Below are 23,270 nucleotides of genomic sequence, written 5' to 3'. Positions count from 1 at the left end.
AGTTATGGAAAATAACAGAAAAGAACAGGAACGGGCGGAATTACACCGCACGATATGGAATATGGCAAATGATTTAAGAGGCAGTGTAGATGGATGGGACTTTAAGCAATATGTTTTGGGAATGCTGTTTTACCGCTACATATCTGAAAATATTACTGCCTATATTAACGCCGGAGAATGGGAAGCTGGCAATACGGAATTTGATTATGCCAAGCTATCCGACGAAGAAGCAGAACAGGCACGAGAGGATTTAGTTAAGACAAAAGGCTTCTTTATTTTACCCAGCGAACTTTTTGAAAATGTCCGAGCTCGTGCAAAGGATGACGAAAACTTAAATGAAACACTAGAGCAGATTTTCAGTAATATAGAAGCATCTGCCCAAGGAACAGAGAGTGAAGATAATTTCAAAGGTCTGTTTGACGATATTGATGTTAACAGCAATAAGCTAGGTAACACTGTAGCAAAGCGTAATGAAAAACTGGTTAAGCTATTGAATTCTGTTGGAGAAATGAAGCTGGGAGATTACAAAGATAATACTATAGATGCTTTTGGTGATGCTTATGAATTCTTAATGGGTATGTATGCATCCAATGCAGGAAAAAGTGGTGGTGAATACTATACGCCGCAGGAGGTTTCTGAACTCCTTACCCACTTAACATTAGTAGGAAAAACTGAAGTCAACAAGGTATATGACCCCGCTTGCGGTTCTGGCTCTCTACTGCTAAAGTTTGCAAAAATCTTAGGAAAAGAAAATGTACGTCAAGGTTTCTTCGGTCAAGAAATCAACATTACAACCTACAACCTGTGCAGAATTAATATGTTCCTGCACGATATTGATTATGACAAATTTGATATTGCCCTTGGTGACACACTAACAGATCCGCAACATTGGGATGATGAGCCTTTTGAAGCCATTGTATCAAATCCACCTTACTCTATTAAATGGAAGGGCGATAATGATCCTATTTTGATTAATGACCCTCGCTTTTCTCCGGCAGGAGTATTGGCTCCTAAATCCAAGGCAGACCTTGCTTTTATTATGCATAGTCTTTCTTGGCTTGCAACAAACGGAACAGCGGCTATCGTTTGTTTCCCCGGTGTAATGTACCGCGGAGGCGCTGAAAAGAAAATCAGACAGTACCTGATTGATAATAACTATATCGACTGTATCATTCAGTTACCGGATAACTTGTTTTATGGTACCAGCATTGCTACCTGCATTATGGTTCTAAAGAAATCTAAATCAGAAAATAGCACCTTATTTATCGATGCATCAAAGGAATTTGTCAAGGTTACGAATAACAACAAACTAACACAAGAAAATATTGAGACCATTCTTAACGCATTCAAAGATAGAAAAGATATTGAGCATTTTGCTAGGCTTGTGCCAAACAGTGAAATAGCTGAACAAGATTATAACCTGTCTGTTTCAACATATGTGGAACAAGAGGATACGAGAGAAAAGATTGATATTGTTGCTCTTAATGCTGAGATAGAAAAGATTGTGGCGAGAGAGCAGGTTTTAAGGGAAGAAATAGATAAGATTATTGCGGAAATTGAGGTGGGCAAATGAGTAAGTTAGATGAATTGATTGCTGAACTTTGTCCAGATGGGGTGGAGTATAAATTATTGGGGGATTTAGAAAAGGATAGCATACTGGAATTAGGAAGAGGTAAAGTAATATCTAAAAAAACAATAAGTGATAATCCAGGGAAATATCCTGTTTATTCTTCATCAGCAATTGGAGAAGGACTAATGGGAAAATATAATCAATATATGTTTGATGAAGTACTTTTATCATGGTCAATTGATGGTGGTGGTAGATTTTTCTACAGAAATAAACATAAGTTTTCTTTAACAAATGTATCAGGATGGTTAAGAGTATTAAGAAAAGATGTATTGAATATAAGATATTTATATTATGTAATGGATAGTCTTTGGTTGGGGAAAACTTATGACTATGTAAATAAGGCACATCCATCAGTTATTAAAAATGACTATTTAATTCCCCTTCCCCCTCTGCCTGTTCAGCAGGAAATTGTCCGTATTCTGGACAATTTCACAGAGCTTACAGCAGAGCTTACAGCAGAGCTTACAGCAGAGCTTACAGCAAGAAGAAAGCAGTATGAGTATTATAGGGATTTGCTATTGACATTTGGAGATGAGGTAGAGTGGAAGACTTTAGGGGAGATTGGAAAATTAATAAGAGGAAGTGGATTATTAAAATCTGATTTTGTAGAAGAAGGTTTTCCATGTATTCATTACGGACAAATACATACTTACTATGGTACAAGCGCTACTGAAACAATATCATTTGTTTCAGTAGACAAATCAAAAAAACTGAAAAAGGCTAAAAAGGGAGATGTACTCATTGCAGGTGTAAGTGAGAATGTTGAAGATGTATGTAAGCCTTTGGCTTGGCTTGGTGGAGATATATGTATAAGTGGTGATATGTTTGCCTTTAGACATAATCAAAACACAAAATATATAACCTATTTATTACAAACAACAGATTTTAGCAGATACAAAGAAAAATTTGCTCATGGTGCAAAGGTAACAAGGTTAAGACAAGATAAATTATTGGCTTATAAAATCCCTGTTCCACCCTTAGAAGAACAAGAGCGCATCGTAGCTATCCTCGATCGCTTTGACGCCCTCTGCAACGACTTAACCAGCGGTATTCCTGCTGAAATTGAAGCACGTCAAAAGCAATATGAATATTACAGAGATAAACTGTTATCTTTCAAGGAGGTGACGGCATGAGCATTTACAACATCGTTGCCAGTACTGATGAAGCAACGGTTGTTGCTGAATATGCAGCTGAATATAATGTCCGTCCTGAAAAGTATCAGAGCGAGGCAGAACTTGAGCGGGAGTTTATCAGGCAACTAACTTCACAAGGATATGAATATATTTCAGTACACAATGAAGCTTCATTGATAGAAAATCTCCGAAAGCAACTTGAACTGCTTAATGATTTTACATTTACTGATAGTGAATGGGATAAATTTTTCACAGAATGTATAGCAAATACTAACGAGGGAATTGTTGAAAAGACCAGAAAAATTCAAGATGACCATATCCAGATTCTAAAACGTGAAGATGGAACAACAAAGAATATCTACCTCTTAGATAAGAGGAATATCCATAACAACCGCCTACAGGTTATTAACCAGTACGAAGAAGCAGGCGGCAAGCATGAAACTCGATATGATGTAACAATCCTTGTAAATGGACTTCCACTAGTTCATGTAGAGTTAAAGCGTCGTGGTGTTGCTATCCGAGAAGCCTTCAACCAGATAAAAAGATACCAGCGTGACAGTTTTTGGGCGGCTTCTGGTTTATTTGAGTATGTGCAAATATTTGTAATCTCCAATGGCACCCATACAAAGTATTATAGCAACACCACAAGAAACGCACATATCAAGGAGCAAAATAGCAGTGAACGTCGAAGAAGCAAAAAAACAAGCAACAGCTTTGAGTTTACCAGCTTTTGGGCAGATGCAAATAACAAAATTATTCCTGACCTTGTGGACTTTACTAAAACATTTTTTGCCAAGCATACCCTCTTAAATATACTAACAAAATATTGTATCTTTACATCTGAGGATCTGCTCCTTGTAATGCGTCCTTATCAAATAGCGGCTGCAGAACGTATATTATCACGCATTGTAGTATCAACCAACTACAAGAAGATGGGCACAACTGCAGCTGGAGGATATATCTGGCATACAACAGGCTCTGGTAAGACATTGACCAGTTTTAAGACAGCCCAATTAGCTTCTGCCTTGCCTTACATAGACAAGGTACTGTTTGTCGTTGACCGTAAAGACCTAGACTATCAGACTATGAAGGAATATGACCGTTTTGAAAAGGGAGCTGCTAATGGTAATACGTCCACAAGAGTTCTTCAAAGACAATTGGAAGACAGGGATGAAAAAGGAAATCCTCATGAATACAAAATCATTGTAACCACTATTCAGAAGTTGGATATATTCATCCGTAAAAATAAACAGCATGATATTTATAAGAAACACGTGGTGCTGATTTTTGATGAGTGCCACCGTTCCCAGTTTGGTGAAATGCATCAAGCTATCACGAAGAGTTTTAAGAACTACCATATCTTCGGCTTTACGGGAACTCCGATTTTTGCTGCTAATGCCAGTTCAGGAGGTAACCCATTGCTTCGTACAACCGAGCAGGCTTTTGGAGAAAAGCTACATACTTATACCATTGTAGATGCCATCAATGATGGGAATGTTCTGCCTTTTAGAATAGATTTTATCAATACCATTAAGATGCCTGATTACGTTAATGATAAAAAAGTCTATAGCATAGATAGAGAAAAAGCCTTAGCAGATCCACAGCGAATCAGTGAAATTGTTTCTTACGTTCTTGAACACTTTGATCAAAAGACGAAGCGCAATAGTTATTACACATTCTCTGCGAAATGGGAAGAAGCAGAGAAGCACAACCCTAAAAAGATGATAGAAAAGCGTGAAACAAGGCGAGTTGCCGGTTTCAACTCCATATTTGCTGCTGCATCCATCCCAATGGCAATCAGATACTATAATGAGTTTAAGAAGCAGATAGCGGAAAAGAACCGTAACCTTACCATTGCAACTATTTTCAGTTTTAGTGCAAATGAAGAAGAGCCAGATGGATTGCTTCCTGAAGAGGATTTTAATATGGAAAACCTTGACCAGAGCTCCAGAGATTTTCTTGAGGCGGCTATCCGAGATTACAATTCCACATTTAACACGAATTACGATACTTCCTCGGATAAGTTCCAGAATTATTATAAAGACCTCTCTCTTCGTGTAAAGAATCGGGAGATTGATATATTGATTGTTGTCAATATGTTCCTGACAGGTTTTGATGCAACAACCCTGAATACGCTATGGGTAGACAAAAATCTGCGCCAGCATGGACTTATTCAGGCTTTTTCAAGAACCAACCGCATCCTAAACAGCGTTAAGACCTATGGTAATATCGTTTGTTTCAGAGATTTGAAAGAAGAAACAGACAAAGCTATTGCACTATTCGGCAATAAGGATGCTGGCGGTATTGTACTGCTAAAAACATACGAAGAATACTATAACGGCTATGATGATAAAGGTGAGTATAAGCCGGGCTATGCTGAATTGATTACAACTCTTACAACACAGTATCCCCTTGGACAACCTATTCTCGGAGAAGAAGCGGAAAAAGACTTTATCAGGTTATATGGAGCAATACTCAGGCTCAGAAATATTCTTACTTCTTTCGATGACTTTGAAGGAAATGAGATTTTATCTGAAAGGGATTTTCAGGACTATCAGAGCATTTATATTGACCTGTATCAGGAATATAGAAAAGGTACTGATGGTGACAAAGAAACTATCAATGATGACATAGTTTTTGAGATTGAACTGGTCAAACAGATAGAGGTAAACATTGACTACATCCTTATGCTTGTAGCTAAATATCAACAATCCAACTGTAAGGATAAAACCATTCTTACAACTATTGATAAGGCTATCAATTCGAGTATTGAACTTCGAAGTAAGAAAGAACTTATCGAGCGTTTTATTGAGCAAGTCAATGTATCGACCAAAGTGGATGAGGATTGGCGTAAATTCCTCCATGAGCGTAAGGAAGCGGATATTACAGCAATTATAGAAGAAGAAAAATTAAAGCCCGAAGAAACCCGCCGTTTCATCGACAATGCTTTCCGAGACGGAATGCTTAAAACGACCGGTACAGCCATTGATAAAATCATGCCACCTGTATCCCGCTTTGGCGGAGGCAGAGCCGCGAAAAAGCAAGGAATTATTGAAAAACTGATGTTATTCTTTGAGAAGTATTTAGGGTTGGTGTAGCAAAATGCATTACGATCATTAATTATAATTAGCATTATAGTTGCTATGCTAATTTTTAGGGGGAGGGAAGACAGTGGAAATAGAAAACTTGAAAAGTGAAGAATATGGAGAACAATATAAGGATCATTTACTTGAACAATGGAAGACCTGTGTTGAAATGGCTAATTGTAATAGTGAGAGACGAATCAGTACTAACAATGTATACATCACAGTCAATGCTGCTATTATTGCGTTGATTTCATTTACGTTTGATTATAAAAGCATACTTCTATCTATGGTCGGAGCAATTGTAAGTATACTGTGGTTAAATTCGATAATAAGCTATAAGAAACTTAATAGTGTTAAATATCAAATAATAAATGAAATCGAAAAAAAGTTGCCCATATCTCCATATGCCTATGAATGGTCATTGCTTGGAGATAATAAGAAGTATAGGCGATTTACACATCTGGAACGAATTCTTCCATGGCTTTTTATTATCCTCTACATAATATGCATATTTTGGCAAGTGGCAATTTGTATTTTTAAATGAATACATACATGAACAATAGTTGTGCAGTAGTATTACGAAAATACATGTAAAAAAATTTTTATACTAAGGAGGTTAATAAAATGTATAATTTATTAATAAGCCATTCATGGACTTATTCGGATGCATATGACAGATTGGTTGATCTATTAGATAACGCTAGCTATTTCTCGTATAGAAATTATTCTGTGCCTAAAGATGACCCTATACACAATGCCCCGACACAGTGGCAGCTAAAAGAAGCCATTAAAGCTCAAATGGCTCCTGCCAGTTGTGTTTTAATTCTTGCTGGTGTCTATTCTACATATAGTAAGTGGATTAATATAGAAATAGACCTTGCGAAAAATGGTTTTTATACTCCAAAACGGATTATTGCAATTGAGCCTTGGGGCTCTGAACGAACTTCACAAGTTGTTAAAAATGCAGCTGATGAAATTGTTAAGTGGAATACAAGTTCAATTGTTGGAGCTATACGCAAATAATTGTATAAAAAAGAGACCAGTCACTACAAGCAATTACGCTTGAACATGACTGGTCTTTTTTGCCACGCTTGAAGCTGTTCATTTAAGTTTTCTTCAATCCCTAAGTGAACGCTTCTTTTTTGGCTATCTTTTCTTTGGTATAGAGGAGTAATGAAAGTTTATAAAATAATCTGGAAAAATTAACAGGAAAAATGAGTCAGGAATTTGCTTCCTGACTCATTTCAACAAGGTGTTTCCAATATCTTTTTGGGAGGAACCGTTTTTGAAGTTTAGGATTAATTCTTTCCTTAATGCAAATACTTTTGAAAAACTCCTTAAACAGAGTTTCATACTCATCTGTTTTAACCATTGGCTGCCCGCTAATTTCTCCCAGTAAATCTGTAATTATACAATTGTTTTTGTTGTACACAGCTGCAATATTTCTTTTTATATCATGTATTATCCAGTTTTGATTTGAAAGCCTTTTGGAAAAATGTGAAACCAAAAGGGAAGTTATATTGTGGTCAGGTTCATAAGAGGCATAGTATAAATCCTCATGGAGGCATTTAAACCTCAATATACCCAATATTAGATGCCTTTCCATTTGGACCGATTTAGCTGCTTTATGTACAGCAAGGACGTTTTCGTCTGTTAAGTGATAATCCACTTCTTTACCTAACTTAAAACCAAGTTTTAAGTATTTGAATATGTTCTGGCTGATACCTTCAATTTCTGAAAGGTATGCATGGTACACATTTTTTAAAGCATCATAGGAAATTTTTTTATATATTGCATCATATACCTTTGATGCCTTTTCCTCTGAAGTTTCAATTTTTACATTTGTTGAAAACAACTGCATTTGAATATTCTTTTCTTCAGGCATAATAGTCGGAGATTCCCTCCTGTAGTATGCTTCATATATAGCTGTCAAAAGCCCTTCAAAACTTCCGTCATAATAGTAAAATATCATTATATCTCACCTGTTATGCTCATAAAATTATCATTTGCCGTAGGGACTTTATCAATCATGGAAAAAAGGGAAATCTGCTCCCACTTAATATTGTCGTCATTGATTTTAACATTGTCTGTAAGGGCATACCTTATAAGTCCGCTGTCTATGTCTATTCCTCCGCTGTATCTGCCGTTACATGTGATAAAAAATTTAGCCCGCTTTAAAACTATACCCAGTTTTTTCAGGTCATCATAATTTAGTGCTTTAACCTTCCGTGCCCTTAAGATTTTATAGGCAGAGCGTATGCCTATACCCGGCACACGGAGAAGCATTTCTAAGTCAGCTTTGTTTACCTCCACAGGAAAATAATTTAAATTATTAAGAGCCCAATTGGCTTTTGGATCCAGCTCTACATCAAAGTTTGGGGTTTTTTCATCTAAAAGTTCGTCAGCATTAAACCCGTAAAACCTTAAAAGCCAATCTGCCTGATAAAGCCTGTGTTCCCTCAATAGCGGGGGTGTGTTTATCGCAGGAAGATTGGGGTTTGATGAATTAACAGGCACATATGCAGAGTAGTATACCCTTTTTAATTTATAGTGCTGATACAGTTTTTCAGAAAGACGTATAATGCTTAAATCATTTTCAGGACTTGCCCCTATAATCATTTGAGTGCTTTGACCGGCAGGAACAAAGCCGGGGGCTTTTTTTAAATGTCTTCTTTCATCTTTTTTTTCAAGTATTTTTGATGTAATAAAGGACATGGGTTTTAGTATTGATTGCTTTTCTTTCTGGGGCGCTAAAATTTTAAGGCTGCTGCTGGAAGGAAGCTCGATGTTTACACTCATTCTGTCCACCAAGAGTCCTGTTGCTTCAATAAGCCTAAGATCAGCACCCGGAATGGCTTTTATATGTATATAGCCGTTAAAACGGTATTCTTCCCTTAAAAGCCGGACAGACTCATACAGAAGTTCCATGGTGTAGTTTGGGTTTTTTATAATGGAAGAGCTTAAAAAAAGCCCCTCTATGTAATTTCTTTTATAAAAATTAATGGTAAGGTCCGCAACTTCTTTCGGGGTAAAGCTTGCCCTTGGAACGTCATTTGATATTCTGTTTACACAATAGGCACAGTCATAAACACAGTAATTTGTAAGAAGGATTTTTAAAAGGGAAATACACCTTCCGTCATCAGCCCAGCTGTGGCAAATACCGCAGTATGCACCGTTTCCGATTCCGCCTTTAGTATTTTGCCTGGAACTTCCACTGGAAGAACAGGACACATCATATTTTGCAGCAGCTGATAAAATTTTAAGCTTTTGTTGAAGCTCCATAAAAACCCTCATCTCCAAACCAGGTTAGTTGTTGGTGTAATTTATAAATAAATTATACCACAAAAAACAGAACAAATCAAACATATGTTCGAAAAAATTCAAAAGAAACAGCACCCTCTTTTAGATGGTGCTGTTTCTTTTAAGTATTTATTATCAAGTTTATATAATTATTCTACAGTAGGATTAAAGAAGTATGCCCGGTCAGTGTTATCTGCACCGGTAATTTGAATTCCGTTTGCTGCAAAGCCTATTTTTTTAACTCCTGTTATATCGATATCTTCAACTTTTTTTATTTCACCGGCCATGACAGTTATAGATGCTAATTTTTCTCCATTATCAATATTATAGATAATGATTTCATAAGGTCGTTTGCCAAAATTATCTTCGTGGGTAGCAACATATGCATCAAAAGATAGGTTAGTATAACCTCCCCCAATATTAGCTTGATATGCCCTGTCAGCATTAGCAGAAGAGGTTCCGTTCCAGATTCTAAAGCTTACTCCGTCATTATACACGATATCTGCCCCATTGGCTCCTTTAACTGTAAGGGAAGCTTTGTCAGTTACTTTGCTGCTGTAATCAGATGTTTTTCCTTCAAAGCTTAATACACTTTTCGGAGGCTTTTCCTCAGTTCCAAGGATAACGGTTTTTGTACTTGCATCCCAATCAACGGGTATGCCCATCATATCGCTGATAGCACGGACAGGAAGGTATGTAGTACCGTTATAGACGATAGGATATACAGGATTGCCTGAGCCGTCTTTCATCTCTTGAACTTCACCGTAATACTTGATTGTAAATTCCTGGGTTAGTATTGCCTTAATCTCAGTGGTAAGAGAAGATGCAAAAGCAACTATACCTGCACATAAAACAATAACACTAGTTAAGACAATAAGTTTTGTTAGATTCTCTTTTTTCAAAATTTTCAGCTCCTTAAGTATTTTATTTTTTAAACCATGATTACTAATTGTATTATAAAAATTATGTTAATGCAAATATCGGTAAGTTTTTAATAAGACGCAATGGCTAAAAAAAGGCAATAAATTATAAAAGATAAAACTTGAACTTATAAAAAACACTTCCATAATAAGTTATTATGTTATCTAATAAGGTGCAAATAATTTCATAGTGCCTTAAAAGGAAAATGAGTAAGTAGAATATGAAGCTTTAAGAAAAAGGCTGAAAAAGGTTGTTTAAAAAAGTACGAAAGCTTAAGCCTTCGTACTTTTTTAAAATTTTACTTTTCTTTCGGAAATGTTGTAATTATCTCAAGGAGATATCTGCTAAAAAGTGAACAGTCAACGGTATCAACTACTCCATCCCCATTTAAATCTGCTGCAAGGAGCTGGTTTTCTGAAAGGGTGGACACTTCTAAAACATGTCTTGTCACTAAAGAATAATCTATTGTATTGATTATCCCGTCTTCATTTATATCACCAAGGGTAAAGTCAGGCGGTTCTATAATAGCACCTTCTGGAGGGTATACTTCAAATGTGTAGAGTGAGTTACCCCACTGGGTTGCACGCTGCATACAGTAAAGCCTTACATACCTGCCGGTTGCCTCAACTTCAATTTCTTCAATACCGCCTTTGCCGTTGTACTCAACATGGATGTCCGTCCAATTTTCTGCATCATTGGAAACTTGAATTTTGTATTGAGCTGCATATGCATCTTCCCACTCAATGTAAATTTTGCCTATTTCGTACACATCTTCAAGATCCACATATAAGTATTGAGGGTCATAATAATCAGAAGACCACCTTGTAGTTACATCCCCATCCACTGCATGTTCAGGAATGTTGCCCAAACCAGGTTCTGTTGAAGAGACAAAAACAGGTTTGTTGCGTGATAAACTGCCTGGCGGAAGTGAAAGGTCAGGTGGTGGAACATTAGATGGCTCAAGCATTGAAGCCGGGCGTACTGCAATATTTTTTATACTGTATTCATGGGTTACACAAACTTCCAAACCCCATCCATGTAAAGATTCATATGTACCATCGGTTGTCATATCAAGAAAAGTCTGAGGATTGTTTCCAGGCCCCCATGACCATGGCATGTATCCAATTTCATTTAAATAGCACTGTTCCATTATTGTCTTATAAGGAATAGCACCTTGTTCAGTTTCTTCCCAGGCATTTCCAAACTCACCGACGATAAGGGGAAGCCCCATTTCAACAGACTCTCTTATTTCATTAATAACTCTCTGCTCATCATTTCCCCACATGTATGGCCACCACATATGTACTGAAAACATAAGATTTTTATCTGGGTCAGCCTCTATCAGATAAGGTCCTGTTGCTTGCAAAATATCTATATTTTGACCCCAGTTGCAGGCGTCAATTATAAGGGGAACGTGAATTCCCGCCTCTCTCATTCTTTTTACAGCTGTTTCATAGCCTTCTTTAAAATCGCTTTCAGAAACTTCTGCACCTACTTCATTGCCAATGTTAATGAGAAGGTATTCCTGGTGTTTTTTAATAACCTCTACAATCTCAGGACTTGTCCAGTAGTCCACAAGTTGGGGGAGCTTGTGCCATTCACCTGTTGCATCATGAAGTTCAACCATTGGTATCATATTGTTTTTGCGGCAGTTGTATATTGCCAGGTCAAGATTTCTGGCAGAGCCGGTAGTAAGCCAGACTATTCTGATGGCATTTGCCCCTGTTTTTGCAATTTCGGCAAAAGTTTTTTCACCGCTTATCTCGCCCCATATGGTCATTATATTTGGACCATAGAGGATGACTTTTTCCCCTCTGTTGTCATAAAGGTGTCTTCCTATTACCCTGAATCCCGGGTATATGTCTTCTTCTGCAAATGTTATGTTTGGAAGGCAGGCAGCAAGAAGAATTATCACCACCATAAAAAAACTAAACTTTCTCATATATAAAACCTCCTTTAAAATAATAAACCAATAGGACGAATCCTTTTACAATAAAATTCGATAAATTTAGCAGTTTTAATGGATATTTGGTTTTAGACAAACATAGTTATTAATATAGAGTTGTTAATATAAGTTTCTAATATAGTTACTGATATAGCTATTAATGCAGTTATTAATAATGTATCTGGTTTTTAAAAACCACTAAAAAAGATTTAAAAATTACTAAAATAAAAGGAATATTAAGTATGAAAAAATTTGTTGATTACGTTTTTTTAATGACAATGGTTATAGTGCTTTTACCATTAATAATAGTGCGGGGATGCAGCACCGTTGCTGAAGAACTTATACCTATAGACGACGGCGGGTTTTTGCCGCCTGAAGAAGATGCCGGAAAAGAAGAGGGTGAAGAGGAAGTGCTTTATCTGGATGTTTATATAGCATCTGAGGATGAAGTAAAAAAAATGTCCCTTGAAGAGTATCTTTTAGGAGTGGTGGCAGCGGAGATGGCGGCAAATTTTGAAATTGAGGCTTTGAAGGCTCAGGCAGTAGCTGCAAGAACATATGCGTATGGGAGAATGAAAAAGATGTATGCAGCCAACGGTGCAGATGTTCACAAAGGGGGAGATATCTGCACTGATCCCGGACATTGCCAGGCTTGGATTAGTAAAGATGATGCCCTTAAAAAATGGGGTGAAAGCAACGGGCAAAAAAACTGGGATAAAATTAAAAGAGCTGTTGATGAGACCAAAGACATAGTCATTTTGTATGAAAATAAAGTTATTAATCCTCTTTACCATGCAAATAGCGGTGGTGCAACTGAAAATTCTGAGAATGTGTGGGAAGGGGTGGAAGTGCCCTATTTAAAAAGCGTAAAAAGTGAAGGGGAGGACGCTTGTTCAGATTATGAAGTGGTGACAGCATTTAAACAGGAGGACTTTATAAGTGCAATTAAATGTGAAATTCCTGATTTAAAAATTGAAGGTGAAAACATTATAGATGAAATTGAAATACTTAACAGGACAGATAGTGAAAGGGTGGATAAAATTAAAGTGGGGGATGTTACTTTAAAGGGTACTGATTTTAGAAGGATTTTAGATTTAAGGTCTACAAATTTCAGCATAGAAGAAGGGGAAGACGGGGAAATAAATATAATCACCATAGGACATGGCCACGGGGTTGGGATGAGCCAGTGGGGAGCTAACCACCTTGCTAAAAACGGAAAAGACTTTGAAGAAATTATAAAATATTATTATAAGGGTGTTACTTTAGAACATATACAAAATTTAGAAAAAACTAGAAAATTTTTAAAAAATCTTTACCTCCATGTATATTGTTCCCATTTGCGGAAACAATAATTTATGGAGGTGGAAAAAGTGAATTTCAAAAAATTATTTCCGGACAAGAAAATTACGCAAAAGAAAGTGCTGGACTTTTTTGACAAGAAAGGATTTTTTATTGTTTTAGGTTTATGTTTGATAATTATAGGTGTGACGGGTTATTTAGTGGCATTTGACAATGACGGGGAAGAAATAATTACTCCTGATATGATGGGAAATATGGACCAAAGCACTGCTTATTTTGAAAGGGATAAGGAGGTGATTGCCCAAAATCAGGATGAAGGAGATATTTCTGTAAGCGACAATGAAATATTTGAGGAGGACTATAAGGGAGACAGGGGAGAAACAGAAGGGCAGGCTTCTATTGAAGAACAGGGAGATGAGGCTTTAGACGGGAAAGCTTTAGAAGAGAAGAGTTTAGAAGAGGGGAATGAAAAAGTTTCTTTGGAAGGGAGTGCAGAAACTGCTTTAGAAGACGCAGTTGAGACATTTGGGACAGCCGGGATAGTTGAGGCAGAAGAAACAATTGCACAAGACCAGGAAGATGTTCTTGAAACGGCTGGTACCCCTAAATTTATCATGCCTGTTCACGGGGAGATAATACTGGAATTTGCTGTAGACAAGCTTGTTTTCTCAAAAACTTTAAATGAGTGGAGAGCCCATACAGGAGTTGGGATAAGTTCAGAAAGGGGAACACCTGTAAAAGCTGTGGCAGATGGTGTCGTAACCAGTATTAAAAATGATCCGAGGTTGGGCGTAACAATTATTGTAGAGCATTCAAAGGACTTAAAAACAGTATATGCAAATCTTGCAAGTGATGATATGGTTACTCCTAATCAAAAAGTAAAGCAGGGAGAGGTAATAGGATGTGTTGGAGATACAGCAGCTTTTAAAGCAGCAGACCCTTCACATCTTCACTTTGAAGTATTGAAAGACAACCAACCTGTAAATCCGGTAGAGTACTTACCAATTGACTAATGCTTTATTGACTAATGCCTTTTAGAAAACGGGTCAGACTTAAGTAAATTTACTTGTATATATGTGCAGGTAAATTATTTAAGCCTGACCCTATTTATATATCATAAGTGTATCTGATGCAGCATATATATTACTGTAGTTATTGAAATTTGGGGGGCATACCATTGAAAGGATACATAGAAGAAAGAGCTATAGAGCTTGCTGGATTTATAATTGAAAACAATGCTACAGTGAGGGCTGCAGCTAAAAAATTCGGGATAAGTAAAAGTACGGTACATAAAGATGTCACAGAAAGGTTGGCAAAAATAAACACTGTGCTGGCTGAAGAGACTAAAAAGGTTTTAGAAAAAAATAAAGCTGAAAGACATATCAGAGGCGGGATGGCAACTAAAGCTAAATATAAGCAAAGAAGCGAAGCTATGCTTAAAAAGAAGCGAGAAAATGATAAATATAAACATGGGTAAAAGGCAGTATAAATATGTTTATTAAAATGATAATTTTATAAAAGTTGATGGTAACTGAAGGCTTTGAGTGAATTTTTATACACTTAAAGTCTTTTCTTTATAATTGCAAAAAATAATTGTAAAAATAATAACAAAAAAACCAAAAACTTAGTCAACAAAAATCTTGCAATATTAGTATAGTGTGATAATATTAATATGGTATAAATAATTCGGGGTAATTTTTATTTTTTCTATCTTGAATTTCGAAAGGAAGATGCGTTTTGTTTGGAATTGGGCAGGATATAGGAATAGATTTGGGAACAGCTACAATACTTGTATACATAAAGGGAAAAGGTGTTGTGCTGAGTGAGCCTTCAGTTGTGGCATTGGATCGAAACAACAACAAGCTTTTGGCTGTAGGGGAAGAAGCCAGGAGGATGTTGGGAAGGACGCCGGGTAACATAGTTGCAATACGCCCTTTAAAGGACGGTGTAATTTCAGACTACAATATAACCGAGAGAATGTTAAAGTACTTCATTAATAAAGTCACAGGAAACAGGATATTCAAATTTTTCAAGCCAAGAATTATTGTATGTGTCCCAAGCGGTGTAACGGAAGTTGAGAAAAGGGCTGTAAGGGAGGCAGCCAACCAGGCAGGTGCAAGAAGAACGCACCTTATTGAAGAGCCTATAGCAGCAGCTATCGGGGCAGGGATAGACATTTCAAAAGCCTGTGGAAGCATGGTTATAGATATTGGCGGGGGGACTACTGATATAGCGGTTATATCTCTGGGCGGGACTGTTGTGAGCACTTCCATAAAAGTAGCTGGAGACAAATTTGATGAAGCCATTGTAAGGTACATGAGAAAGAAGCATAACATAATGATAGGTGAACGTACTTCTGAGGAATTGAAGATAAATATCGGAACTGTATATCCCAGGGTTCAGGAAGTTACAATGGATATCAGGGGAAGAAATCTTATATCCGGACTGCCTAAAACCATTACCGTTTCGTCAACAGAGATTATGGAAGCATTAGAAGAGCCTGTTTCCAGTATTGTTGAAGCTGTCCATTCAGTACTTGAAAGAACTCCGCCGGAACTGGCATCAGACATCAGTGACAGGGGTATTGTTATGACAGGCGGTGGAAGTCTTATATATGGTTTTGACAAGCTGATTCAGGAAAAGACAGGTATAGATGTGGTTGTTGCAGATGACCCTGTATCATGTGTTGCTTTAGGTACAGGAAAAGTTCTTGAAAACATTGAAATTGTAGAAAAAACTGAAGAAGCAGAACAGATGAGTCGGAGATAATGCAAAAAAAGCAATAGCAGACAATAAAAAACTTGAAAAGAAAAGGGAACAGTTTAAAGAGAAAAGGGAAAAGCTGAATTTAGAATGCTTTTTCCTTTTTTGTTTTTAAATGTTCAAGTCTTGCATATGTTTATAAAAAACACCTACTTACTTAACTCTAAAGGGGAATACTCTGCATCTTATTTTCTTATAAAGGATTTTACCCTTTGATAAAGAATTATATATATATGCAATATAATATATACAATATATACAAACAAACACAAACAAAATATACAAATAAGCAACAAACAAATAAAACATGGAGGGAATATGAATATGATACTTAATCTAAACGGTATCTGGAAAATGAAATGCACGGATGAGAATAATTGGTACAAAGCAAATGTACCGGGGACTGTATTTAATGATTTATTAAATAATGGTGTTATTGACGACCCCTTTTACAGGGATAATGAAATAAAGGCTTTGGAAATAGCAGCAAAGGATTATGAATACAAACGGGAATTTTATATAGATAAAGAATTACTAAATCATAAAAGGCTTGTTTTGTGCTGCAAGGGGCTGGACACATTGGCTGAAATAAGAATAAATGACAAGCCGGTGGGAAGGACCAAAAATATGCACAGAACATATGAATTTGACATTAAGGAGTATGTTCACGAGGGGGAAAACACAATACACATTATTTTTGAATCCTCCTTAGAGTATGTGCGGAAAAAGAATGAAGAAAACCCTCTGTGGGGCGCAGAGGACGCAGTTAAAGGCTTCCCCCACATAAGGAAGGGGCATTGTACCTTTGGGTGGGACTGGGGACCCCAGATACCTGATTTGGGCATATGGAGGGATATATTTATAAGGGGCTATAGTTTTGGAAAGCTGGATGATGTGTATATTACACAAAAACATGAAGAGGGCAAAGTGGGGCTTCTTATAAAAGCTGATATTGAAAATTTTTGTGGAGAGCTTTTAGACCTAGAGGTTACTGTTACTTCACCGGATGGGGAAGTGATTGCTTCCAAAACAAAAACAAAAGATAATAAAAACCATATTTACCTGGATATTGAAAACCCAAAACTTTGGTGGCCAAATGGCTACGGGGAACAGCCCCTTTATACTGTGGAAGTTAAACTAAAAAATAAGGATGTGGAATTAGACAGCAAAAAATTCAGAATAGGGCTTAGAACCATAAAAATCAACAGGCAGAGGGATGAGTGGGGCGAAAGCTTTGAGTTTGTCGTAAATGGTAAAGATATATTTGCAATGGGTGCAAACTACATCCCGGAAGACAGCATACTGGCAAGGTGCAGCAGGGAAAGAACCGAATACCTTATAAAAAGCTGTGTAGAGGCTAATTTTAACACGATTAGGGTATGGGGCGGGGGAATTTATCCTGAGGACTACTTTTTTGATTTGTGTGATGAATACGGATTAATTGTGTGGCAGGATTTTATGTTTGCATGTGCTATATATGAGGTTACGGATGAGTTCATTGAAAATGTGGAAGAGGAAGCTATAGATAATATAAAGAGAATAAGACATCATGCATGTCTTGGACTTTGGTGCGGAAACAATGAAATAGAGAGCGGTTGGTTTTATTGGGATTTTGAAAGAAAAGCAAGGCACAAGACAGGGTATATAAAACTTTTTGAAATTGTTCTTCCTGAGTTGGTGAAAAAATACGACCCTAACAATTTTTACTGGCCTTCATCCCCTAGTTCCGGCGGAGGTTTTGAGAACCCTGACGATGAAAATACAGGGGATGTTCACTATTGGGATGTGTGGCACGGGCTGAAGCCTTTTACCTACTACAGAAATTTCAAGTTCAGGTTTGTAAGTGAATTTGGATTTCAATCATTTCCTTCTGAGAAAACCATTGAGTCCTTTACCCTGCCTGAGGATAGAAATATATTTTCATATGTTATGGAAAGGCATCAGAAAAATGGTGCTGCCAATGGAAAAATACTTTACTACCTGTCTGAAACATTTAAATACCCAAAGGATTTCAGCTCCTTAATATATGTCTCCCAACTTCTGCAGGCTGAGGCAATAAAATATGGTGTGGAGCACTGGAGACGGAACAGGGGAAGGTGTATGGGTGCTATTTACTGGCAGCTTAATGACTGCTGGCCTGTTGCTTCCTGGTCTTCTATAGACTACTACGGCAGGTGGAAAGCCCTTCATTATTTTGCAAGAAAGTTTTTTGCCCCTGTTTTACTATCGGTAAATGATGAGGGTACACAGGTGGAATTTCACGTGACAAATGAAACTATGGAGAATGTAAAGGGAAGTGTAGTGTGGAAGCTGAGAAATGTAAAGGAAGAAATTTTAAAAGAGGGAAAGGTGAGTTTTGAAATTGCCCCTCTTATGGCAAAAAAGCTTAAAACATTAGACTTTAAAGATGTTCTGTCTTCATATAATGATAAAATGGAAACCTATTTAGAGTACCGGCTTTACACAGAAAAAGGGATAGAATCTGAAGGTACGCTTCTTTTTGTTAAGCCAAAGCACTTTTTATTAAAAGACCCGGAAATAAAAGCAGAAATAACGGAAAAAGAGGACAGGTATTTAATATCCTTGACCTCAAAGGCATTAGCTAAATATGTGGAGCTAAATATAGAAGGGGAAGATATCATCTTCATGGACAATTATTTTGATTTAGTTCCCGGAAATGAAAAGGTAATTGAAGTTGAAAAAGATATTTTTACAAGTGTAAAAGATATAGAAAGTTTAAAAGATAATTTAAAAATCAGAAGTCTTTTTGATACGGTGGAACAAATGTGATTTTGAATTTCCAGGAAAAATATCACCTCCGGGGGTTATTTTAACCGTTAAAATACCGATAAATAATATAGTGGTAAATTTATATGCTTTAAAATTTATAAGTTTTATATGAAAAATTTTAACATAGAGCAATTTTAATACTAAGAACTCCAACGTATTAGCATTTATGGATTAATAACCCTTATAACAGGAGGAAGCACCATGAAAAAGCACACAAAGCCAATAATATTTTTGGTAGTATTGATTTTACTGGCATTTGCTATTGTTGGTTGTGGCTCTAAGACAGGTATTAATAATGATGTTGATAATAAGGCTGATGCTAAATCCGGTGAAGAAAGAGATGAGGAAGATGAAAATTTAAATATTAATAAGGAAGATATAAGGGATAAATATGAGGCTTTTGACTTAGGAGGAAGGACTATAAAAATTTCAAGCTGGTGGCCTGTAGTGCCGGACAGCAATATGAAAAAACCGGATCCTACAGTCTACTCAGAAGATATAGCAAAGTACGAAAACATTAAAAGAATTGAAGAAAAATACAATTGCGCAATTGAATTTATTGAAGTTCCATGGGAACAGCTGGAATCTAAGCTGGAGGAGTCTGTTTTAGAAGGTTCGCCTTTTGCAGATATTGTATATTTGCCAATGAATTTTTCCGTTTCGGCTATTGCAAAAGGATATCTTCTGCCTGTTAGTGAGTTTGTATCCCCCAATTCGGATGTTTTGACAGACAATATTGTAGTTACATTAATGGGGAAGTTAATAGATGATGAGTACGGTATAAAAACTGTTGAGGTACCTGATAATGGTGTTTTTATGGGATACAATAAATCAATTATTGACGAATTAGATCTTGAGACACCAATGGAGATATACAAAAATAATTTTAAGAGTTGGAACTGGGAAAAGTTTTTGGAATATGCTAAGGCTGCAACCGGCGATACCGACGGGGATGGAGAGATAGACAGGTTTGGATATGGAGGATTTATACACCGGACTATAGCAAATTTTGTGGTTGCCAATGACGGAGAAATATTCAGTGATTTTGAATCAGGAAAGCACCGGTTAAAAAGCCCAAAGACTATACGTGCACTGGAGTTTATAAATGAATTGTACAATGTGCACAATGTGGCTTATATTGCAGAAGGGGATTTATGGAATTATGAAGCCAATTACTCATCCTTTAAAAATGGAAATATTTTATTTTTTCCTATTCTCTCATGGATGCTTGAAGAAATAAAGGGACTTTCATTTGAATATGGAATTGTTCCTTTTCCAACAGGACCTGACAATATAAGCGGGAAAACATGTGCAATTTCCTATGATGCATTTTATATTCCAAAAGGTGTAAAGGAGCCGGAGAAAGTATACCAGGTCCTTGAAGAATTGTTATGGTTTTTTGGTGACAATATAGACTTAAGAGATGCCGGTAAAGAGAAATGGCTGAGAGGTTTATGGGTGACGGAAGAGAGTTATGAAATGTCCATAGAGGTATCAAAATACCACGGCAAATTAGAAATGTATGAATTTGTCCCTGATTTTCCCATGGGAGAGATAATGGGTGCCGTTATTTTAGAAGGAATGACGGTGAAAGAGGCAGTAGAATTATATGATAAGCAGGCACAAGATGCAATTGACCGGCTTCTTGAAAAAAACAACTAATTTCATTATTAATTTCATTTCCCAAACAAGTTATTAGTTATTTATTTTTTTAGCCATTTATATTATTTATGGTCATTTATACTTTCAGTCATTTATTTTTTACCCGGTTATATTAAAATGCTTATTTTCTAAGACAGTTTTTTACTACCAAATTATTTTTTTTGTTGTATAATATTGATATGTAAATAGAAAATTTATGAATATAAAAATTTTTAGGGGAGTAGAAGTAAATATGGTTAAGGTAGTAAAAAAAGCGCATTTCACTACTAACGACAAAATGTGCCAATTCAAGCTAAACAAAGCAATTCTTGCCATGACTTCAGATATTAAAAAAAGATACAATAGGATTGCAGTAGTGGGCATCGGCTCTGACAGGGCTACAGGGGACAGCTTTGGACCATTAGTGGGGCATATGCTTTCTAAATACCGGGTTTATGATTTTGATGTTTATGGCACAATTTCAGATCCGGTTCATGCAAAGAACATAGAAGAAACCATCAAAAGTATTGACCACTCCAATACACTTGTTATAGCAGTGGATGCATCTGTAGGAAGTCCGGAACATATCGGGCATATTGTTTTGAGCAACCAGCCAATTAAGCCGGGAAACGGTGTAGGAAAAAACCTGCCGCCTGTGGGTGACATAAGCATATCTGCTGTTGTGGCTGTTGCGGGTTTTTTACCGTTGATTATGCTTCAAAATACAAGCCTGGGAATGGTGTATAAAATGGCAGAAATAACTGCCAACTCCATAAGACATGTGCTTTATAAACAGCAGCTTGAACCTGTGAGGAGAAATAAAATTAACTTACATATTCAAACCTGATTTCCGATTGTAACAATCTTTTATATAGTCTGTATTGTCTATGTAGCTCCCTTTTCTTTATGAAAATATTTGTAAAAAACTCCCATAAAAACACCCAACCCCCAACAAAAATACCTTCGTGTACAATATTATATATTATATTTTCAGTGTCCCAGGAAAAAAAGTATCCTATGCCTAAAAGAAAAAGGGACAGGCACAAGTAAAAAACAGTCCTGTTATTTAGATTTGAATTAGCTCTTTTGTGTCTTTCTATTGCGTATTGGTAATAATTGCGGAAAGCCGCTATTAATGTGGATTCTTTTCTTTCGTCTTTTTTATCTTGGGGCAGATAAAGCACCAGAGTTATGTTGAAAGTTAGGGGGATGTCCATTGAAGAATCCAGTATAAAATCGCTAAATTCATCTTCTATATCTCTTTTTTTAAAAGGGGAGGGATCCCAGTCATCAAAAACATCATCATAATCATCAAGAGATACTTCTATTAAATAGGTCTTTGATTTCTTGTCAAATTTATATAGCTTTTGAAAAAAACCTCTTCTCATAAGTAATACTCCTTAAATATGACTCCTTAAAATTAAAGAAACAATGGTATCTTACATAATATTCCATATTATTTTCTAATTATCAATTATTTATTATATCAATTGTTATAAAAATATTTATTATATTATTAGTATCGGGAAATTGGAATTTAAGTTTTAATATAATAAAAAAATGACTAAATAAAAAAATTGGCTTAAAAAAGAATTGCCGGCACGTTTATAGAAAAAGGTGCAATGAATTTTAATTGTTACCGGTATGCACTGTATGTAGTAAAGGAAATTTCAAGAAAGAAACTTCAAATGGTATATCAATATTATTATATTGAAAGATGGTGATAAATAAGGTGATTGTTACTCCATATAGTACAATAAATGTTAGTATAGTTTTTTGGGGATATATACTTGTTCTTTAAAAATCATTGCAACCTTTAGATTTTATATTCTCTATATTTTTATTTTCTATATCCTTTACATGTATTTTGCAGTATTTTTGAAAAACTTACAATTCGCAAAATAGACAAAAAAAATCCGGTATTTAAATTTCTTTTGTCTATTTTGCACATGGGTATAATTTATTTTAGAATTAAGATAAGTAATTACAGTTTTCAATATGGACAATTATAGTTTTACATTTTTGCTATATAAGGTACAATTATAACTGGGAAAGTCATATTTATAATAAAAATTATTTTAAAAATTATATTTTAAAAGGTGATTTATTTGGATAAACAATATAAAACCGTTTTAAAACATGCTGTAGCTGAGATGGAAGAAAAAAAGTCAAGGTTTATTGCATCGGTTATGCCTGTTGCAACTGAAAAAGAGGCGCTGGATTTTATTAATGAAATAAAGGCAAAATACTGGGATGCCACCCACAATGTATATTCTTACTACATCGGGGGAAAGAGTATTATACAGAGGTTTAGTGACGATGGGGAACCTTCCGGGACGGCGGGACTACCTATACTGGAAGTTATAAAGAGAATGGAAGTAAGGGATTTGGTGGTTGTTGTTACCAGATACTTTGGCGGCACTCTTTTAGGTGCGGCAGGTCTTGTACGGGCATACGGGAAAAGTGCTTCTTTAGGCATTGAAGAGGCGGGGATTATAACAAAAAAATTGTGTACGGAAGTAAATATTGTGATTGAATATGATTTATTTGGGAAAGTACAGAATACACTTATTTCTAAAGATTATATTATAAAAGACATAATATATGAGCAGGATGTAGAGATAATAGTATATGTAGAGGAAGGCGGGCTTGGGCATTTAACGGAATTAATTAACGAAGTGACAAATGCAAGATGTTTAATAGAGGCGGGAAATAAAACTTATATTTCCCTTGATGAACAAGGGAAGCTGATTTTGTAGAGG

At 36.1% G+C, this 23,270-nt stretch carries 18 protein-coding genes; 13 read left to right on the top strand and 5 right to left on the bottom strand.

Annotated elements, in window-relative coordinates; translation table 11 throughout:
• The first annotated feature begins 4 nt into the window (after positions 1–4).
• The 5 genes from HVS_RS15875 (at position 5) to HVS_RS15855 (ending at position 6,872) form a co-directional block, all read left to right on the top strand.
• Complete coding sequence (locus HVS_RS15875; protein WP_101303885.1) at positions 5–1,573, top strand: type I restriction-modification system subunit M; 1,569 nt, start codon at positions 5–7, stop codon at positions 1,571–1,573.
• Positions 1,570–2,763, top strand: coding sequence for a restriction endonuclease subunit S (locus tag HVS_RS15870; protein WP_101303883.1), 1,194 nt, complete (start codon positions 1,570–1,572; stop codon positions 2,761–2,763). The genes HVS_RS15875 and HVS_RS15870 overlap by 4 nt, the downstream gene beginning before the upstream one ends.
• Positions 2,760–5,861, top strand: coding sequence for a type I restriction endonuclease subunit R (locus tag HVS_RS15865; RefSeq protein ID WP_101303881.1), 3,102 nt, complete (start codon positions 2,760–2,762; stop codon positions 5,859–5,861). Before HVS_RS15870 ends, HVS_RS15865 begins: the two co-directional genes overlap by 4 nt.
• A gap of 73 nt (positions 5,862–5,934) precedes the next feature.
• Positions 5,935–6,393, top strand: coding sequence for a RipA family octameric membrane protein (locus tag HVS_RS15860; protein WP_101303879.1), 459 nt, complete (start codon positions 5,935–5,937; stop codon positions 6,391–6,393).
• Positions 6,394–6,473: 80 nt separating this feature from the next.
• On the top strand, positions 6,474–6,872 hold the full coding sequence (locus HVS_RS15855) for a TIR domain-containing protein (RefSeq protein WP_101303877.1): 399 nt from the start codon (positions 6,474–6,476) through the stop codon (positions 6,870–6,872).
• A gap of 196 nt (positions 6,873–7,068) precedes the next feature.
• Here HVS_RS15855 and HVS_RS15850 read toward each other — a convergent pair whose 3' ends face one another.
• From HVS_RS15850 to HVS_RS15835, 4 genes are all read right to left on the bottom strand, one after another.
• Positions 7,069–7,821, bottom strand: coding sequence for a TIGR03915 family putative DNA repair protein (locus HVS_RS15850; RefSeq protein WP_101303876.1), 753 nt, complete (start codon positions 7,819–7,821; stop codon positions 7,069–7,071).
• On the bottom strand, positions 7,821–9,131 hold the full coding sequence (locus HVS_RS15845) for a putative DNA modification/repair radical SAM protein (RefSeq protein ID WP_101303874.1): 1,311 nt from the start codon (positions 9,129–9,131) through the stop codon (positions 7,821–7,823). Before HVS_RS15845 ends, HVS_RS15850 begins: the two co-directional genes overlap by 1 nt.
• Before the next feature lie 167 nt (positions 9,132–9,298).
• Complete coding sequence (locus HVS_RS15840) at positions 9,299–10,051, bottom strand: stalk domain-containing protein (RefSeq protein ID WP_207654786.1); 753 nt, start codon at positions 10,049–10,051, stop codon at positions 9,299–9,301.
• 317 nt (positions 10,052–10,368) lie between these two features.
• On the bottom strand, positions 10,369–12,012 hold the full coding sequence (locus tag HVS_RS15835; protein ID WP_101303872.1) for a galactose-binding domain-containing protein: 1,644 nt from the start codon (positions 12,010–12,012) through the stop codon (positions 10,369–10,371).
• A gap of 245 nt (positions 12,013–12,257) precedes the next feature.
• On the opposite strand from HVS_RS15835, the gene spoIID reads away from it, so the two are divergent.
• From spoIID to yyaC, 7 genes are all read left to right on the top strand, one after another.
• Entirely contained in the window at positions 12,258–13,367 is a 1,110-nt protein-coding gene (gene spoIID, locus HVS_RS15830) for a stage II sporulation protein D (RefSeq protein ID WP_101303870.1), read from the top strand.
• Between the two features lie 18 nt (positions 13,368–13,385).
• Complete coding sequence (locus HVS_RS15825; RefSeq protein WP_101303868.1) at positions 13,386–14,327, top strand: M23 family metallopeptidase; 942 nt, start codon at positions 13,386–13,388, stop codon at positions 14,325–14,327.
• Between the two features lie 164 nt (positions 14,328–14,491).
• Positions 14,492–14,791, top strand: a complete 300-nt coding sequence (gene spoIIID, locus HVS_RS15820; RefSeq protein ID WP_101303866.1) for a sporulation transcriptional regulator SpoIIID — start codon at positions 14,492–14,494, stop codon at positions 14,789–14,791.
• Between the two features lie 260 nt (positions 14,792–15,051).
• Complete coding sequence (gene mreB / locus HVS_RS15815; protein WP_101303864.1) at positions 15,052–16,083, top strand: rod shape-determining protein; 1,032 nt, start codon at positions 15,052–15,054, stop codon at positions 16,081–16,083.
• Between the two features lie 312 nt (positions 16,084–16,395).
• Positions 16,396–18,867: a beta-mannosidase gene (locus HVS_RS15810; RefSeq protein WP_101303862.1), complete on the top strand. Its 2,472-nt coding sequence runs from the start codon at positions 16,396–16,398 to the stop codon at positions 18,865–18,867.
• Positions 18,868–19,068: 201 nt separating this feature from the next.
• The gene (locus HVS_RS15805; protein WP_101303860.1) at positions 19,069–20,529 is read left to right on the top strand and encodes an ABC transporter substrate-binding protein; all 1,461 of its coding nucleotides are present in this window, start codon (positions 19,069–19,071) and stop codon (positions 20,527–20,529) included.
• A 232-nt stretch (positions 20,530–20,761) separates the two neighbouring features.
• On the top strand, positions 20,762–21,355 hold the full coding sequence (gene yyaC / locus HVS_RS15800; RefSeq protein ID WP_101303858.1) for a spore protease YyaC: 594 nt from the start codon (positions 20,762–20,764) through the stop codon (positions 21,353–21,355).
• Here yyaC and HVS_RS15795 read toward each other — a convergent pair.
• Complete coding sequence (locus HVS_RS15795; RefSeq protein WP_101303856.1) at positions 21,333–21,896, bottom strand: hypothetical protein; 564 nt, start codon at positions 21,894–21,896, stop codon at positions 21,333–21,335. The two genes, yyaC and HVS_RS15795, sit on opposite strands and share 23 nt — an antisense overlap.
• A 720-nt stretch (positions 21,897–22,616) precedes the next feature.
• Here HVS_RS15795 and HVS_RS15790 point away from each other — a divergent pair.
• Complete coding sequence (locus tag HVS_RS15790) at positions 22,617–23,267, top strand: YigZ family protein (RefSeq protein WP_101303854.1); 651 nt, start codon at positions 22,617–22,619, stop codon at positions 23,265–23,267.
• Positions 23,268–23,270: the final 3 nt, after the last annotated feature.

It is taken from the genome of Acetivibrio saccincola (assembly GCF_002844395.1).
In the GTDB taxonomy this organism is placed as follows: Bacteria; Bacillota; Clostridia; order Acetivibrionales; family Acetivibrionaceae; genus Herbivorax; species Herbivorax saccincola.
Note: the sequence above shows the minus strand (reverse complement) of the source record. Positions and strands in the feature narration are given on the sequence as shown.